Source organism: Sphingomonas sp. FG14 (assembly GCF_057809675.1).
Genome location: NZ_JBMDKK010000006.1, coordinates 141708 through 157593 on the forward strand (window position 1 = coordinate 141708; position 15886 = coordinate 157593).

The window sequence follows — 15886 nt, forward strand, 5'->3', positions numbered from 1 at the left end:
CATCGATTAGGAGAGTCCCATGCGTAAAGCCCTCGCGTTGCTGTTGCTGCCGCTTGCCCCGCTGATCCAGGCCGGCGCCCCCGCGCCCACCCCGGCAGCCTCCACGCCGGCCACGCGGGCCGGCGCGCAGGACCAGGCGCTGCTGCAGTTCCTCGATCAGGCGTTCGACGATCAGATGCGATTGAGCCCCGAAAGCCAGACCCGGCTGGGGTTCAAGACCGGCTATGACCGGCTGGACGATTATACCGATGCCGCAGCGGTGCGCGCACGCGAGCTTGCCGAAAAACAGTTGAAGGACATGCAAGCCCGGTTCCGGCCCGACCAGTTGGGAGACAGCGCGCGCGTCAGCTATCGCCTGTTCGAATATGAGGTGAAGCGCGGCCGCGAAGCCTTCCAGTTCCGCAAGCTGGCCTTTCCCGTGTCCACCAATGGCAGCCCGGCGGGCGATATCCCGGTGCTGCTGATCAACAACCACAAGATCGACAGCGTCGCCGACGCCCAGGCCTATGTCGCCCGCTTGCGCGACACGGAACGCGTGATGCGCGAAACCGCCGCGCTGATGCGCGAACAGGCAGCGGCGGGCATCGTGCCCAACAAGGTCAATTACGCGCCGGCGCGCGCCGACGCGCTGAAGGTGATCACCGGTGCCCCCTTCGACGGCGGGGCGGATTCGACGCTGATGGCGGATTTCAGCAAGAAGGTGGCAGCGCTGAACGCACCGGCCGCCGCCAAGGAAACGCTGCTGAACGACGCGCGCGACGCGCTGACTGGCCCGTTCCGCGACGGCTATCGCCTGCTGATCGCAGCGATCGACGAGATCGAACCCAAGTCCAAGGGCAATTTCGGCGCGTGGAGCCTGCCCAATGGCGACGCCTATTATGCGGACCGGCTGAAAGCCTCCACCACCACTGCGCTGACCGCCGACCAGATCCATCAACTTGGCCTGAAGCAGGTCGCCGCGATCCGGCAGGAAATGGAAGCGATCAAGCGGGAAGCCGGATTCCAGGGCACGCTGGAACAGTTCTTCGATCACATCCGGACCGATCCCCAGTTCAAATATCCCAACACCGAAGCCGGCCGTGAAACCTATCTGGGCGACGCGCGCGCGGTGATCGCGGCGATGATGGCTGCGGCGCCACGCTATTTCCGCACCTTGCCCAAGGCCGCGCTGGAAGTGCGGGCGGTGGAGAAATGGCGCGAGGGCACAGCCCCCACCGCCTTCTACAACGCGCCTTCTGCGGACGGCACGCGGCCCGGCATCTATTATGTGAACCTGGTCGACATGAACCAGACGCAAAAGGTGCAGGTGACCGGGATCGCGGTGCATGAAGGCGCGCCGGGCCATCATTTCCAGATCGCCAGACAACAGGAACTGGCCGGTATCCCCAAATTCCGCAAGTTCGGCGGCTATGGCGCCTATGCCGAGGGCTGGGGCCTGTACACGGAGCGGCTGGCGGGCGAGATGGGCGCCTATAAGGATCCCTATTCGCGGCTGGGCATGTTGTCGCTCCAGGTGTGGCGGGCGATCCGGCTGGTGCTGGATACCGGCATCCATTCCAAGCGCTGGACGCGCGAACAGTCGATCGCCTATTTCAAATCCAACAGCTCGATTTCGGACACCGATATCGCGCGCGAGGTCGATCGCTATTTCAACTGGCCGGGCCAGGCGACCAGCTACATGGTCGGCCAGCTCAAGATCGCCGAACTGCGCGCCCGCGCCGAAAAAGCGCTGGGGCCGCGCTTCGACATCCGCGACTTCCACGAAGCGGTGCTGAGCCAGGGCTCGCTGCCGCTGGACGTGCTGGAGGAGCAGGTGGATCGCTATATCGCGGGCGCGCGAAAATAGGATTCAGCGGCGGCACCCTATCCTTCGATATAATACCGTATTTCATGGTGAAGAATCCTTAAACAGTCGCGGCGTACCGGCGATCCATGGGGAGATCGCAATGCTGCGGAAAGTCAGGCCCGATCAGGTTCGCCTGGGCATGTACATCCAGGGTTTCGAAGGATCCTGGTTCCGCCATCCATTCTGGCGGACACGCTTCCTGCTGACCGACGCCGCGGAGCTGGATCGCGTCCGCGGCGCCAGTGTCGATGCCGTGATCATCGATGTCGCGAAAGGGGCCGGGCCGGAGCCTGAACCGCCCCCCGATGTCTCGCCATCATCCCCGCGCGCGCCGGCCGCCCGGCCCGGGCGACAGGCGGAGCCCGAAACACCCGGCTGGATGGATGAGCTACGGCAATGCTCCTATGCCGAGGAGGCGGACCGCGCGACGCGCGTCATGAAGCGGTCCAAGCAGGTCATGAAATATGTCTATGACGAAGCCCGGCTGGGCAGGGCGGTGCGGACCACCGACGTCCGCTCGATCGTCAACGACATCTCGGCTTCGATCTGGCGCAACTCCCAGGCGCTGATCGGGGTCACGCGGCTCAAGTCGAAGGACGAATACACCTATCTCCATTCGGTGGCGGTCTGCGCGCTGATGGTGAATCTGGCGCGGCATCTGCGGCTGGACGAAGCCACCGTCCAGCAGCTCGGTTTCGCAGGGCTCCTGCACGATATCGGCAAGGTCGCGATCCCCGAAGCCATCATCAACAAGCCCGGATCGCTGAGCGACGACGAGTTCGCGATCGTGCGCGACCACCCGGCGCGCGGATATGCGCTGTTGCGCGAAGGCGAAGGCGTGCCGGAAGAGGCGCTGGACGTCTGCCGCCATCATCACGAGAAGATCGACGGCAGCGGATATCCCTATGGCATGGCCGGCGAGGCAATCAGCCTGGCCGCGCGGATGGGCGCGATCTGCGACGTCTATGACGCGCTCACCTCCAACCGCGCCTATAAGCAGGCATGGGCCCCGGCAGAGGCCATCGCCAACATGGCGCGCTGGCAGGGCCATTTCGATCCGGACCTGCTGTTCGCCTTCATGCAGAGCATTTCCGTCTTCCCCACCGGCATGCTGGTGCGGCTGCGCTCGAACCGGCTGGCGATGGTGCTCGACAATGGCAAGCGCGCCTCCCGTCCCAGGGTGAAGGCGTTCCATTCGGCGATCGAGCGCGAAGCCATCGCGCCCGAGATCGTGACCATCACCGATAGCTGGTCGGACGACCAGATCGTCTCGGCCGAGGATCCGCTGGCCTGGGGCTTCGGCGACTGGGAAGCAAAGGCGGCCGAACTCGCGCGCGGCGTTCGCTAGGGTCGCTTCACCTCAGAACACCAAAGCCACTTGCACGTCGCGATGGCCGGTGAACGGCTCGCGCCCATGCGCGCAATAGATATTGTCGACCAGCATGAAATCGCCGCTCTGATAGGGGATGTTGACCGCCAGATCGTCGAGAATGGCATAGAGCGGTTCAACCAGCGCGTCGGGAATATCGCCGCCATCACCATAAAGGATCTCGATCGGGCGCGGGCGGCCGCTGCGGAAGACGGCGGCGAGACGATCGTAATTCGCCTCCAGCCGAGCGCGGTTGAAATGCATGCCATGGACCTGGGCGAACCAGGTTTCCTCTCCGGTGGTCGGATGCGCGACGAAGCCGCTGGAACGGTAATGCATCGAGAGCGAACCGTCATCTTCCCACACCGCGTCGCAGCCGACCTGGCGGCACGCCTCCTCCGCCTGCTCGCGCGTCTCGACCTGGAGCACATCCGTCCATTCACGGCGGAAGAGCGCGACCAGCGGATCCTCCACCGGGCCAGGCGCGCGATAATTGCGGCGATAGAGCACGCCACGTTCCCGCACCGAGGCCGTCAGCGCGTCGGGGATCGCAGCCTGGAAGCGGCGCATGTCGCCCAATGTCGTGGCGCCGCGCGTTTCCGGGGGAACCAGGCAGTAAAAGGCAACCATGCGCGGATAGGCCGGCAGATAGCCCATTTCCTGATGCAGGATGATCTTCTGGTCGGCGGGCACGCGCGACGCCTCGAACACCTTGCCCGAGATGTTCTTGCGCGGAGTGAGCCCGCCGGCATAGCCGTGCGGATCGGTCTGGTAATCGGCGACGAGCGCGTTGAAATCGGCGGTGGTGGGAATGGCGAAGCCGCGCAGCATCACGCAGCCATGCTCGTTCGCCAGCATCTCGATCGCCGCGCGATGCTCCGCATACCAGGCCTGCACCGCGCGCGGATCGCTCCGCAGCGCGGCGGAGGCGGGCTCCACCATCAGCGGCAGGCCATGTTCGTCATAGGGCCAGCAGGTCACGTCCGCCGGCAGGCGGGGCTCGAAATGCGTGGTTCGCGCGGAAGTCGCCATCATCCTCTCCATGCCAGCCGTGCCGGCGATGCGGTTCTCAATTCCTGAAATCGGATCCCAGCCGATCGAGCCGGCGCAGCAAGGCGGGCCAGATATAATCGTCCGCCACCCATTGGTGCTGATCGGCGCCCTGCCGCCGCGTCACCGCCTGCACATTCTCGCCCGGCCAGCGGAGCGCCGCACCGCCCGCCGTCGCCGCCACCTGCATCTGGCAGGCGCGTTCGAGATGGTACATGCGGGCAAAAGCCTCCGCGACGGAACGGCCAACCACCAAGGTGCCGTGGTTGCGCAGGATCATGTAGAGGGCGTCGCCCAGATCGGCGACGAGGCGGGGGCGCTCGTCATGATCGAACGCGATCCCTTCATAGTCATGATAGGCGAGCTGCGCCTGAAGCAGCATCGCTTCCTGGTGCATGGGCAGCAGCCCCTGTTCCTGGCACGACACGCCGACGCCCGCGACGGTGTGGAGATGCATCACACATTGCGCGTCGGCACGCGCGGCGTGCACCGCCGAATGGATGGTGAAGCCCGCCGGGTTGATCCGGGCCTCCGCAGGCTCGATCACATTGCCGTCGAGGTCGACCTTGACCAGCGACGACGCCGTCACCTCTTCGAACATCAGCCCGAAAGGATTGAGCAGGAAATGGTGATCCGGCCCGGGGATGCGCACCGAAAGATGGGTGAACAGAAGATCGTCCCACCCCTGAAGCGCGACCAGCCGATAGGCGGCGGCCAGATCCTCCCGCAGCCGGGCTTCGGCTGGGCTCATTTCCAGGCGGCGCGCCTGGCTGATCGTCGCGATTTTCATGGGCGACCTCTCCTCTTCCCCTCTATGGTCGCGCGGGATACGCAGAGTCAATACCGTCGGTATCGAAATTGGGAGGCAGGATTGAGGACACCGCGAAAGCAGGTGAGGGAAGCGGTTCTGGACGCGGCGGAGGCGCTGTTCCGCGCCCGTGGATTCCAGGCCGCGTCGCTGGAGGATATCGCCCGCGCCGCGAAGCTGACGAAGGGCGCGGTCTATTCGAACTTCGCGGGCAAGGACGAACTGTTCCTGGCGGTGCTGGAAACGCATGTCGGCCACACCATCGCGCGCTATCGCGGGGCGGCGGACGACGGAGAAGGGGGCGGAGACGCGGACGAAGCCCGCACGCTCGATCGCATGGCGGCGTTCCTGGCGAAAAGCGCGATCGAGGATGCGGCATGGTCCGCCGCCTTCGCCGAATTCGCGCTCCATGCATCACGCCGGCCCGCGACGGCGGCGGCGCTGGCGGCGGTGCGCGGGCGGCTGCGGCAGGAAGTGATCGCCCTGCTGCGCCCGATCGTCGACCATGGCCAGGCGGACGAAGCGCGGCTGGAGCGCGCGGCGACATTGTTCTTCGCGATCGGCAACGGCCTGACGCTCGAAGCGCTCAGCGACGCCACGCGCGTGGATGCAAGCGTCTATCGCGAGGCGCTGGAACGTCTGCTGGAAAGTTGAAGGCGAGCCATCTCGACTCTGGCCTTGCCAGTCGGGCCTTCCCGCGCCAGAGGTTTGCGGGGTTTCGGGGGGAGGCGATCAGACTGATGCATGGTTACGCCAATCCGCGCCGCTTCCTGTCGATCGCCAGGCCGCTCACGCCCTGGCTGGTCTGGAGCGGGCTGATCCTCTCCATCGCCGGCATGACGGCAGGGCTCTTCTATACGCCGAAGGACTATCTGCAGGGAGACAGCGTCCGCATCCTCTATGTCCATGTGCCCGCCGCCTGGCTGGGCATGGGCAGCTGGAGCGCGCTGGCGATCGCCTGCCTCGCGCAGCTCGTCTGGCGGCATCCGCTCGCTGGGCTTGCCGCGCGCGCGATCGCGGTGCCCGGCGCGCTGTTCACCGCGATCTGCCTGGGGGCCGGATCGGTCTGGGGGCGGCCGACCTGGGGAACCTATTGGCAATGGGACGGGCGGATGACCTCGATGCTCGTGCTGCTGTTCCTCTATTTCGGCTATATCGCGCTGGCCAACGCGACGATGGATCGCGGACAGGTGGGCAAGAGCGCCGCGATCTTCGGCCTGATCGGCGTGATCAACATCCCCATCATCAACCGGTCCGTGGTCTGGTGGAACTCGCTCCACCAGGGGCCGAGCATCACGCTGAAGGGGTCGAGCATCGACAGTTCGATGCTGTGGCCTCTGGGATTGACCACCCTTGGCTTCGTGCTGCTCTTCGGCGCGATCGTGCTGATGTTGATGCGCGCCGATCTGGCGCGCATCCAGACCGAGGCGCGGCTCAGGCGGATGGCGACGGAATGAACCACTGGCCCTTCATCATCGCCGCATATGGCATGGCCGTTCTCGGCATCGGCGGCGTCATGCTCTGGGCATGGCGATCGATGCGGCGCGCGGAGAGCGCCACCAGGGATCGCCCCCGCTCCGACTAAACTGGCTCAGGCGGCGCGGCTCAGCCTGCCCAGCGCCGCGCCATATTCCGCAGCCAGCCGCGCGACGAGTTCGCCCGTCCCCGGCACCGAATCAATCGCGCCGATGCCCTGGCCACACCCCCAGATGTCGCGCCAGGCCTTTTTATCGCTGCCGCCGCCCGAGCCGAAATCCATCCGGCTGGGATCGGATTCGGGCAGATTGTCCGGGTCGAGCCCGGCCGCGACGATGGACGGGCGGAGATAGTTGCCGTGCACGCCGGTGAAGAGGTTCGAATAGACGATGTCCGCCGCCATGCCATCGACCACCGCCTGCTTATAGGCTTCGGACGCATTGGCCTCTCGCGTCGCGATGAAGGCCGACCCGACATAGCCGAAGTCCGCGCCCATCGCGCGCGCGGCGAGCACAGCACCGCCCGTCGCGATCGCACCCGACAGCGCGACCGGCCCGTCGAACCATCGGCGGATTTCCTGCACCAGCGCGAAGGGCGATTGCACGCCGGCATGGCCACCCGCGCCCGTCGCCACCGCGATCAGCCCATCTGCCCCCTTCTCGATCGCCTTGCGTGCGAAAGGCTGGTTGATGATGTCGTGCATCACGGCACCACCATAGCCGTGGATCGCGGCATTGATGTCCTCGCGCGCGCCGAGCGAGGTGATGATCAACGGCACCCGATGCTTCACGCACAATTCGACATCCTGCTCCAGCCGGTCATTCGAACGATGGACGATCTGGTTGACCGCGAAGGGAGCCGACGGGCGATCGGGATTGTCGCGATCCCAGGCGGCAAGCTCCTCGGTGATGCGGTGTAGCCATTCGTCGAGCAACGCGACCGGCCGGGCGTTGAGCGCCGGGAAGGAACCGACGATCCCCGCCTTGCACTGGGCGATCACCAGATCGGGATTGGAGATTATGAAAAGCGGCGCCGCGATCACGGGCACCGAAAGCCGATCCGCCAGCCCATCCAGCACCGTGCCCATCGCGTGTTCCGTCATGTCCATCCTCCCAAATCTGGAAACATTGTTTCCACTTGCATCATCGTTGCCATGATTCCAGAATGACCGCAATGGCCCACTATGATGCGAGACAGGCGCGCGAGCAGGTGCGCGCGGCGACACGCCGGGCGCTGATCGACGCGGCGCGCGCGATCCTGAACGAGGACGGTCTTTCCGGGTTGACCGTGCGACGCGTGGGCGAGCGGGTGAATGCCTCGGCCAAGCTGATCTACACGCTTTTCGGCGGCAAGGACGGATTGCTGGAGGCGGTGTATCTCGACGCGTTCGCCGGCCTGGAAGCCATGCTGGACGGCGGCGTCGATACGCTGACCCCGCGCGAGCGCGTCACGGCGATGGCGGATGCCTATCGCCGCTTCGCGCTGGCGCATCCCGACCGCTATGCGGTGATGTTCGGCGATGCGGTGGCGGGCTTCACGCCCTCGGAAGACGCGCGCCGCCGCGCCTGGCGCACCTTCGCCGCGCTGCGCCAGGCGATCCGCGACAGCAACGACCGGCTCGACGATCAACAGACCGACTTGGCGACGCGCGTGCTGTGGGCGGCGATGCACGGCGCGATCAGCCTGGAACTGCGTGCGCTCAGCGGGTCTCCGGCACTGGCGAACGCGATCTTCGACGGCGCCGTTTCCGCCGCGACCGCGCGGTATCTTTCCGATTAGCGCGGCCCGCGGCGGAATCGCCGGCTCACAGCTTGAAGCGTACGCCCAGCGTGAAACGACGGCCGATCGGATCGTACAGCGTATAGTTCGACACGATCGGGCTGACCGGGCCGACAAAGCTGGGGATGATCGGCGGCGCCTTGTCGAGCAGATTTTCGATATTGCCGAAGATCTGGATGTTCAGCCCGTCGCGCTTGACGAGCTGATGCTGGAACGAGGCGTCGAGATAGAAACGGTCCGGGAACTTGTCGATGCCCAGGCCGATCGGCTGGCTGCTGCCCGGCGTGCCGTTATACTGGACGCTGCCGACATATTGGCCCGAAAGCTGGAGATCCCAGCCGGCATTTGAATAAGTGACGGCGCCCGTCGCGTTCCAGTGCGGAAAGATGACGCCGGCCGACTGGATGACCTGGCCCATCAGCCGCGATTCATAGCTGTCGGTATAGCTGGCGCTGCCACGGAAGGAGAGTTTCCCGCCCATGTCCGCGCTGATCCGTTCGAGCGGCAGCGAATAATAGAGCTCGATGTCGATGCCGTTGGTCTTCAGCGTCTGCGCGTTGAAACGGCCGTTGATCACCTGGGTCAGCTTGCCGGCACCGTCGCGAACAAGACGCGAGCAGAGATCCGCCTGGCCACCGCGGCAACCGTTGATGATCTGCTGCGCCGTCAGCGTGGTGATGGCGCCGTCGATCTTGATGTCGTAATAATCGACCGAGATGCGCAGATCGCCCGCCCATGACGGCTGGTAACCCAGGCCAACGGTCAGCGTCCTGGCGATTTCGGGTTTCAGCAGCGGATTGGGATTGGTCGGCACGGCGACGGTCACCGCTTCGCCGTTCAGATCGATGACGGGGAAATAGCTGGCGGCGCCGGTCGCGGCGAGTTCGCTGAAATTGGGCGCGCGGATATCGCGCGAGAGCGTCGCGCGCAGACGGAGATCGCTGGTAATCTCGTTGGTTATCCCCACCTTCCAGGTGGCGACGGTGCCCGTCGTGTTATAGTCGGTCACGCGGATCGCGCCGTTGAGGTCCAGGCGCTTGAAGAAGGGTACGTCGCGCAGCAACGGCACGACGGTTTCGGCGAACGCCTCCTTGACCTTGATCGTGCCCGGCCCGGCGGACGGACCATTGAAGATGCCATGGCCGAAAGCCGCCGTGAGCGGCGCCACGGTGAGCGAGACGGTCTCGTCACGATATTCGCCGCCGACCGCGATCGAGACGGGGCCCGCCCAGAGCGAGAAGGGTTCGCCCTGGATGCTGGCGGCGATGCTGGTCTGGCGTACGCGCTGGCGATGCGTGAAATCGTCGGTAACGTAGTCGATCGCCTGTTGCGAGGGCGATCCCGAGCCGAACAGGTTGATCGGCACGCAGCCATTGCCGGGGGCGGTGAGCGTGGAGCGGCACACGATGCGACCGCTTGCCGGATCGAGCACCGCGTCGGTCGCAAGCGCCAGATTGCGGGTAATCGTGTCGTTCACATAATTCTGGCGCTGATCATATTTGCCATAGCTGGCGCTGACATCCCATTTCCAGCCGTCGCCGAACTTGCCGGCAAGGCCCGCCGAAGCCTGACGATGCCTTGAAAGCGCGCTGTTTCCGTAGAAACCGAAATCGGAATTCAGCCGGCTCATCGCGAAACTGGTCTGGCCCGCGACGGCCATCGCGTTGCGCAGCGATTCGGGCAGATAGGCGTTGTCGCGCTGGATGATGATATTGCCGAAATTGAACGACGGGATCGTCGCGCGATCGTCGCCATAGAGCCGGGCATAGCCGCCTTCGACCCAGGCGGTGACATCATCGCTCAGGTCATAGGATGCGCGTCCGAACAGCGTGATCCGCTCGGTCGGCACCAGCAGCTTCAGCGTCGCGCCGACATTCGGGCCATCGCCGCCGAAGGTGCCCGCGGCGCCCACGCTGGCGATGCCGGGATTAAACGCCGCAGGAATGCCGCCGGGCAGGAATTGCGTCCCCTTCAGCGCGCCGTTGACGATCAGGCCGCCATAGGTGGCGTTGGCCATGCGCGCATCGCTCCCCAACAGCACGGCGGGCTGGCCGTTGCCCGGCACATAGGCCGGATTGGCGATCAACCCCCAATTGGGCTTCGCCCATTTGCGTGAGCTGACCCGTCCGATGCCGCTATTGTCGTAATATTCGCCCGACAGCATCAGATGCCCGCGATCGTCGGCGAAGCGCGTGCCGTAGCTGAGCGTGCCCTTGATCTCACGCGCGTCGGCGTAGCGGAAGGTCTGCCCGCCCTGGAGCGAACCCTCGATTCCCTCAAGATCCTTGCGCAGCAGGATGTTGACGACGCCGGCGACAGCGTCCGAACCATAAGCGGCGGAGGCGCCGCCCGTGACGATCTCCACCCGGTCGATGATGCCCGATGGAATCACGTTCACGTCGAAGGATTCGTCGTTCCCGGTCGGCGTCGGTCGACGACCGTCGACCAGGGTGAGAGTCCGGCTCGGCCCCGGATAACCGCTAAGGCCGCGCAGGTTGAAATAATTGCCGCCGACATTGCCGCCCGTATGCGTGGCGTAGGAGCTGCGCCCCGAGCGGAATTGCGGAAGCTTCAGCGCGATATCGCCGATTGTCGCGACGCCGGCCATGCCGAGTTCCTCGGCGGTGACCACCGATGTCGGCGTGGGCGCGACGAAACCGCTGCGTTCGATGCGAGATCCAGTGACCGTGATCTCCGGCGCCTGCGCATCGTCTTCGGGAACGGCCACCTGATCCTGCGGCGCCGGTGCATCCTGCGCGGCGGCTGGCATGGCGAATGCGGCGAGAATGATCGCGCCCGTCGCGCACAATGACGTCGTTGCCCGGCAATGCGCCGCGAACCCGGTGATCGATCCCATGACTTCCCCCCTTTTTCTGGACTGTGGACGACAGGCCGGCAGCCCCGATTCCCGTCGTCATCCTGATAGCAGCGAGAATTCACTATGCGAATTATTTTTTTCGTTATCGCATATTTTATCGATAACGCATAATCGCAGTCGAGTGGCGGCGCCCGAGGGATCAGGATTTATTGTTCTGAATCAGCCTCTTCGATCGGAGGATCGCCGTGGCGAGAAATCGGCGATCAGCGAAAGCGCATGATCGGCATCGACGTTGCCGGCCCTGTCATCGAGCAGAATAGTACCCAGCCTGGCCAGCGCCGGCGCGATCTGGATGCCATAGCCACCCTGGCCGGCGAACCAGAAGAACCCGGGCAAGGCATCGTCATGGCCAACAACCGGCGAGCGATCGGGCGCGAAGGTGCGCAGCCCGGCCCAGCGATGCCGGACATGACGCACATCGATCTCGCAATGATGTTGCAGGCGATCGATCGCGACGGCGACGTCCCATTCCTCCGCCTGGGCGTCGCAGGGTTCGACCGGGGTTTCGTCGGCAGGCGACACCATGAGCAGTCCGGCATCGGGCTTGAAATACAGATCCTCCTCGGCCGTCATCACCATCGGCAGCGTATCGAGGTCGAGCCCGGCGGGCGGGTCGATCAGCACGGCGGTCCGCCGCATCGGGACCAGTCCAGCCGGTGCGGCGCCGAACAGGCGGGCGATCCGGTCGGCCCATGCACCCGCCGCGTTGACGACGATATCCGCCTCCACAGTGCCCGCCGAGGTTTGCACCGACCAGAACGACCCCGCCCACGTCGCCGCCTCGACGCGCGCACCGAGCGACAGGACAGCGCCGCGCGCCCGTGCGGCGCGCGCATAGCATTGATGCAAAAGATCGACCTCGATCTCCGCGCTGTCCCGGTCGAGCCGGCCGGCAACCACCGCAGACGGGCGAAGCATCGGAACCCGCGCCCGCACCTGTTCGACGGAGAGGAGATCGAGCGCCGCATATTCTTCGCATGCGAGCGCATCCGCCTGCGCCTCGTTCGCGATATAGAGCGTTTCGCGCGGGCGCAGGATCGGGATCTCGGAGAAGCCGGTAGGCGGCGTGCGCAGAAAGCCCCGGCTCCCGCGGGTGAGCGCGCGGATCGCGGCATTGCCGTAATTGGCCACATACATGGCGGCGGATCGCCCGGTGGCGTGATAGCCCAGCACCGCTTCCGCCTCGACGATGGTGACCCGATGCGAACAGGCAAGCTCATAGGCGAGCGAGATGCCGGCAATGCCGCCGCCAATGACGAGAATGCGCTTGCGATCGCCTAGCGCCATCGGGATCGCGGGATCGAAATTCGAATCAGAAACTTCCACTGCATCACCAATCATCTCTTCGGTACGCACAGTTCTGCGCGCCCGAATGCCTAGGACATAGGAGTCCTAGCGAATGATATTCGATTTCGAAATAGAGATCGAAGCGCAGCGGCGAAATGGGGTCCGATCGCGCATAGCCGCGAGGAGCGCGATGGCTCCGGTGCGAAATATGGTGAAAGCGGCGATATCGGACGAGATCGACCTGACCGGTCGAAACGAGTCTCGCCGGAGAGCCTCACCCGCTGAGACATTTGCGAATGCCTCGATCGGGGATGGTGGACAGGGGCTGGAACCACAAAATTGTTACAACCAATTCAAATGAAATACATGATAACGTGCCAGCACCGCTCGATACCTCATAAATACCTCGAAGAATAATTTTCCATCATGATCTTCAGAAGCTCACAGCGTCGGGCTATTTTGTCTGTTTGAAGAGCCAGGTTACGCCACCTCTACTTATACCCTTTTATAATGGCAGACACTTCTATTTATGGATAGCATCATACACTGTTGCACAGTCGGATGGCCCTGTCGCATAACGCAAAAAACGAAGATCAATCTCAAGACGATCACTAAGCCCGCGCTACCCAAACATGTTCAGACATTTATTCATATGCTTTCTTCTCGAAGACACCTTAGCCGCAGGAAGCTGGCATTACTTTGGCAGATTTGTGATTTTTGGGATTCTCAAGGCCGAGATTGCGTGATTTGTGGAGAGACAGCTTTTGTGAGGGGCGCGCCGCAACGCATCGGCAGCATAGGAGCGCAGCATATGCCCGGTGAGGACACCTGGTTGGTTGCTGAGTATCGCTCCAGCGGCGAACGGAAATACCATCTCTCCAATCCCGCTCAACCACCGGATCTCCAGGCGTTTGAGGCGTTCCTCCCAGTCCGGGATCCGGAAATGATGTTCCCGTTCATTCTGAGCAGCTTTGAAAGCGTGACGGGCGCCACGTCCTGCGATACAATCGCGGCAAGAACCGAACAGCCGGCAAATGGCCTGCTTGATCCATCTTGGGTCAGCCGCCGGAGAACAGCGTCGATGCACCACAGGTCAGCGTACCGTCTCGATGTGCCAGGGCGGCAAAAGGAACTGGAGGCCGCTTCGTAATCCTGCGCATTGCTCCGGATGGAATCTAACCCGATTGCCGCGAATGTGAGGCCATGATCGACCGAACTCAGCCCGATCCAGAAGAATTTGCGCTGTTCATCGATAGCGTCGATGACCGCGCATCGTTTCTCATTGACACCGATGGTCGGATCAAGTCCTGGAACCGTGGCGCCAGCATGCTGACCGGCTGGGATCCGGCCGATGTCCTGGGCGCGCATTTCGAATTGCTGTATCCGGCCGATCAACGACAGGCCCATGCGCCAGAGATCGATCTGGACCGGGCACGGACGCAGGGGCGCCTGCGCGAAGAGGGCTGGCGCGCGCGCCGCGACGCTTCGGAATTCTATGCTGACGCGACCCTTGTGGCTCTGCGCGACGAAGCTGGCGCTTTGCGCGCCTTCGGACAGACTTTGTACGACATCACCGCGCGCAAAGCCTCGGAGTCCGCATTGGCACGGCGCGAGCTTCACTTGCGCTCGATCCTCGCGACCGTGCCGGATGCGATGATCGTGATCGACGATCAGGCGACGATCCTGTCGTTCAGCAGTGCAGCCGAACGCCTGTTCGGCTGGAGCGAATCCGAAGTGGTCGGAAAGAATGTCGCAATGCTCATGCCGTCGCCCGATCGGGACCGTCATGACGATTATCTTGGCCGCTATATCGAAACGGGGGAACGGCGTATCATCGGCATTGGCCGTATCGTCTCCGGCCAGCGCCGGGATGGCACCATTTTCCCGATGGAACTCGCGGTCGGCGAGGCGGCCAGCGAGGATCATCGCATTTTCACCGGCTTCATTCGCGATCTGACCGAGCAGCAGCGTTCGGAACTGCGCTTGAAGGAATTGCAATCCGAGCTCGTCCATGTCTCGCGCCTCAGCGCCATGGGAACGATGGCATCGACACTCGCACACGAACTCAACCAGCCGCTCGCCGCGATTACATATTTCATGGAAGGCGCGCGCGACCTGCTCGCCGAGCCTGACGGCGACACCCGCGAGACCCTGCACGAGGCCCTCGATGAAGCAGCGCAGGAAGCGCTCCGCGCTGGCAACATCGTCCGTCGATTGCGGGAGTTCGTCGCGCGCGGCGAAGTCGAAAAGCGCGTCGAGGACCTTCACCACATGATCGACGAGGCAAGCCGTCTTGCTCTAATCGGCGCTCGCGAGCGCGGAATCCGCACGTTTTTCGAGCTTGAACCAAGCGTCAAGCATGTCTTGGTCGACAGGATCCAGATCCAGCAGGTGCTGGTCAATCTGTTGCGCAACGCGGTCGAGGCGCTTGCGGGATGTGCCGTGTGCGACCTTACGATCCGAACCGAGCATGCGCCCGGCGGACTGGTCCACATATCCGTTGCGGACACTGGCCCGGGCATTCCGTCCGAGATGATGCCGCGGCTGTTCGAGGCCTTCACCACGACAAAGGATCACGGCATGGGTCTCGGCCTCTCGATCTGCAGGACGATCGTCGAGGCGCATGGCGGACGCATCTGGGCCGAGCCGCGTCAGGGCGGCGGCACCGTTTTTCACTTCACGCTGATGAATGGGGAAGTCGAGGCAGGCGATGGAAAAGAGACTGGTACATCTGGTTGACGATGATCCGGCGATACGCCGGTCGGTAAGCTTCGTACTGAAGACTTCAGGCTTCGAGGTGAAGCAGCACGTCTCGGGCGCCGCCTTTCTGAAGGAAGTGCGTCATGCCGAACCCGGTTGCATCCTCCTCGATATTCGCATGCCCGAGATGGACGGGCTCGAAGTACAGCGAGAGCTGAATGCAATGGGCGTGACCCTGCCGGTGGTCATGCTGACCGGTCATGGCGATATCGCCGCGGCGGTTCAGGCCATGAAGGACGGTGCGGTCGAGTTCCTCGAAAAACCATCGGACAAGGCAACGCTCCTGCAGGCTATCGACAATGCTTTCGCAAGGCTCGACCGATCAGATCAGGTCGCGACGTCGGAGCAGGACGCTCAAATCAGGATCTCGGCGCTCTCTGCTCGCGAACGCGAGGTGCTCGACGGTCTGGCCCAGGGCTATCCGAACAAGACGATCGCCTATGATCTCGGCATATCGGCACGTACGGTCGAGGTGCATCGCGCCAACATGATGACCAAGCTCGGTGTCGTAAGCTTTCCCGAAGCGCTGAGGATCGCGTTTGCCGCGGGACTCGGGAAGAGCAAATCCTCGTAGCAATACGTAGCGACTGGGCGGCCGATCGAGCGCAATCACGGGATGAGAAATGTAAGGAT

Annotated in this window: 14 protein-coding genes; 9 read left to right on the plus strand and 5 right to left on the minus strand. The window is 63.8% G+C overall.

Going from position 1 to position 15886, the window contains the following annotated elements; translation table 11 throughout:
• Positions 1-19 precede the first annotated feature (19 nt).
• Together ACODTA_RS18300 and ACODTA_RS18305 are read left to right on the plus strand one after the other, a co-directional pair.
• A complete protein-coding gene (locus tag ACODTA_RS18300; protein WP_489067415.1) occupies positions 20-1846 on the plus strand; it encodes a DUF885 domain-containing protein in 1827 nt (608 codons plus the stop codon).
• Positions 1847-1946: 100 nt separating this feature from the next.
• The gene (locus tag ACODTA_RS18305) at positions 1947-3194 is read left to right on the plus strand and encodes an HD-GYP domain-containing protein (protein WP_489067416.1); all 1248 of its coding nucleotides are present in this window, start codon (positions 1947-1949) and stop codon (positions 3192-3194) included.
• A gap of 12 nt (positions 3195-3206) precedes the next feature.
• Here the strand turns inward: ACODTA_RS18305 and ACODTA_RS18310 are convergent, their stop codons facing one another.
• Together ACODTA_RS18310 and ACODTA_RS18315 are read right to left on the minus strand one after the other, a co-directional pair.
• Positions 3207-4247 (minus strand): TauD/TfdA family dioxygenase, encoded by a 1041-nt coding sequence (locus ACODTA_RS18310; RefSeq protein ID WP_489067417.1) that lies wholly within the window; start codon positions 4245-4247, stop codon positions 3207-3209.
• Between the two features lie 37 nt (positions 4248-4284).
• Complete coding sequence (locus ACODTA_RS18315) at positions 4285-5055, minus strand: class II aldolase/adducin family protein (RefSeq protein WP_489067418.1); 771 nt, start codon at positions 5053-5055, stop codon at positions 4285-4287.
• 102 nt (positions 5056-5157) lie between these two features.
• Between ACODTA_RS18315 and ACODTA_RS18320 the strand changes: the two genes are divergently transcribed.
• The 3 genes from ACODTA_RS18320 to ACODTA_RS18330 all read left to right on the plus strand — a co-directional run bounded on the left by ACODTA_RS18320 (position 5158) and on the right by ACODTA_RS18330 (position 6658).
• On the plus strand, positions 5158-5727 hold the full coding sequence (locus ACODTA_RS18320; protein ID WP_489067419.1) for a TetR family transcriptional regulator: 570 nt from the start codon (positions 5158-5160) through the stop codon (positions 5725-5727).
• An 86-nt stretch (positions 5728-5813) separates the two neighbouring features.
• The gene (gene ccmC / locus ACODTA_RS18325) at positions 5814-6530 is read left to right on the plus strand and encodes a heme ABC transporter permease CcmC (protein ID WP_489067420.1); all 717 of its coding nucleotides are present in this window, start codon (positions 5814-5816) and stop codon (positions 6528-6530) included.
• The gene (locus ACODTA_RS18330) at positions 6527-6658 is read left to right on the plus strand and encodes a heme exporter protein CcmD (RefSeq protein WP_489067421.1); all 132 of its coding nucleotides are present in this window, start codon (positions 6527-6529) and stop codon (positions 6656-6658) included. Before ccmC ends, ACODTA_RS18330 begins: the two co-directional genes overlap by 4 nt.
• Positions 6659-6664: 6 nt before the next feature.
• Here the strand turns inward: ACODTA_RS18330 and ACODTA_RS18335 are convergent, their stop codons facing one another.
• Entirely contained in the window at positions 6665-7651 is a 987-nt protein-coding gene (locus ACODTA_RS18335; RefSeq protein ID WP_489067422.1) for an NAD(P)H-dependent flavin oxidoreductase, read from the minus strand.
• A 62-nt stretch (positions 7652-7713) separates the two neighbouring features.
• On the opposite strand from ACODTA_RS18335, the gene ACODTA_RS18340 reads away from it, so the two are divergent.
• Positions 7714-8328 (plus strand): TetR/AcrR family transcriptional regulator, encoded by a 615-nt coding sequence (locus ACODTA_RS18340; RefSeq protein WP_489067423.1) that lies wholly within the window; start codon positions 7714-7716, stop codon positions 8326-8328.
• Between the two features lie 25 nt (positions 8329-8353).
• Here the strand turns inward: ACODTA_RS18340 and ACODTA_RS18345 are convergent, their stop codons facing one another.
• Complete coding sequence (locus ACODTA_RS18345; protein WP_489067424.1) at positions 8354-11185, minus strand: TonB-dependent receptor plug domain-containing protein; 2832 nt, start codon at positions 11183-11185, stop codon at positions 8354-8356.
• A 180-nt stretch (positions 11186-11365) separates the two neighbouring features.
• Positions 11366-12532 (minus strand): NAD(P)/FAD-dependent oxidoreductase, encoded by a 1167-nt coding sequence (locus ACODTA_RS18350; RefSeq protein WP_489067425.1) that lies wholly within the window; start codon positions 12530-12532, stop codon positions 11366-11368.
• A 772-nt stretch (positions 12533-13304) separates the two neighbouring features.
• Between ACODTA_RS18350 and ACODTA_RS18355 the strand changes: the two genes are divergently transcribed.
• Genes ACODTA_RS18355 through ACODTA_RS18365 form a run of 3 tightly spaced genes read left to right on the plus strand, consistent with a single transcriptional unit; the run spans position 13305 to position 15827 of the window.
• Positions 13305-13643: a hypothetical protein gene (locus tag ACODTA_RS18355; RefSeq protein ID WP_489067426.1), complete on the plus strand. Its 339-nt coding sequence runs from the start codon at positions 13305-13307 to the stop codon at positions 13641-13643.
• Positions 13644-13696: 53 nt separating this feature from the next.
• Entirely contained in the window at positions 13697-15232 is a 1536-nt protein-coding gene (locus ACODTA_RS18360) for a PAS domain-containing sensor histidine kinase (RefSeq protein ID WP_489067427.1), read from the plus strand.
• Positions 15204-15827, plus strand: coding sequence for a response regulator transcription factor (locus ACODTA_RS18365; protein WP_489067428.1), 624 nt, complete (start codon positions 15204-15206; stop codon positions 15825-15827). The genes ACODTA_RS18360 and ACODTA_RS18365 overlap by 29 nt, the downstream gene beginning before the upstream one ends.
• The last annotated feature ends 59 nt before the right edge of the window (positions 15828-15886 follow it).

What these genes read in the sequence shown, in the direction of transcription:
- ACODTA_RS18335 (WP_489067422.1), bottom strand. Translation starts at nt 7,651, where the DNA reads ATGACGGAACACGCGATGGGCACGGTGCTGGATGGGCTGGCGGATCGG.
- ACODTA_RS18330 (WP_489067421.1), top strand. Translation starts at nt 6,527, where the DNA reads ATGAACCACTGGCCCTTCATCATCGCCGCATATGGCATGGCCGTTCTC.
- ACODTA_RS18345 (WP_489067424.1), bottom strand. Translation starts at nt 11,185, where the DNA reads ATGGGATCGATCACCGGGTTCGCGGCGCATTGCCGGGCAACGACGTCA.
- ccmC (WP_489067420.1), top strand. Translation starts at nt 5,814, where the DNA reads ATGCATGGTTACGCCAATCCGCGCCGCTTCCTGTCGATCGCCAGGCCG.
- ACODTA_RS18300 (WP_489067415.1), top strand. Translation starts at nt 20, where the DNA reads ATGCGTAAAGCCCTCGCGTTGCTGTTGCTGCCGCTTGCCCCGCTGATC.
- ACODTA_RS18340 (WP_489067423.1), top strand. Translation starts at nt 7,714, where the DNA reads ATGACCGCAATGGCCCACTATGATGCGAGACAGGCGCGCGAGCAGGTG.
- ACODTA_RS18365 (WP_489067428.1), top strand. Translation starts at nt 15,204, where the DNA reads ATGGAAAAGAGACTGGTACATCTGGTTGACGATGATCCGGCGATACGC.
- ACODTA_RS18315 (WP_489067418.1), bottom strand. Translation starts at nt 5,055, where the DNA reads ATGAAAATCGCGACGATCAGCCAGGCGCGCCGCCTGGAAATGAGCCCA.
- ACODTA_RS18360 (WP_489067427.1), top strand. Translation starts at nt 13,697, where the DNA reads ATGATCGACCGAACTCAGCCCGATCCAGAAGAATTTGCGCTGTTCATC.
- ACODTA_RS18310 (WP_489067417.1), bottom strand. Translation starts at nt 4,247, where the DNA reads ATGGCGACTTCCGCGCGAACCACGCATTTCGAGCCCCGCCTGCCGGCG.
- ACODTA_RS18355 (WP_489067426.1), top strand. Translation starts at nt 13,305, where the DNA reads ATGCCCGGTGAGGACACCTGGTTGGTTGCTGAGTATCGCTCCAGCGGC.
- ACODTA_RS18305 (WP_489067416.1), top strand. Translation starts at nt 1,947, where the DNA reads ATGCTGCGGAAAGTCAGGCCCGATCAGGTTCGCCTGGGCATGTACATC.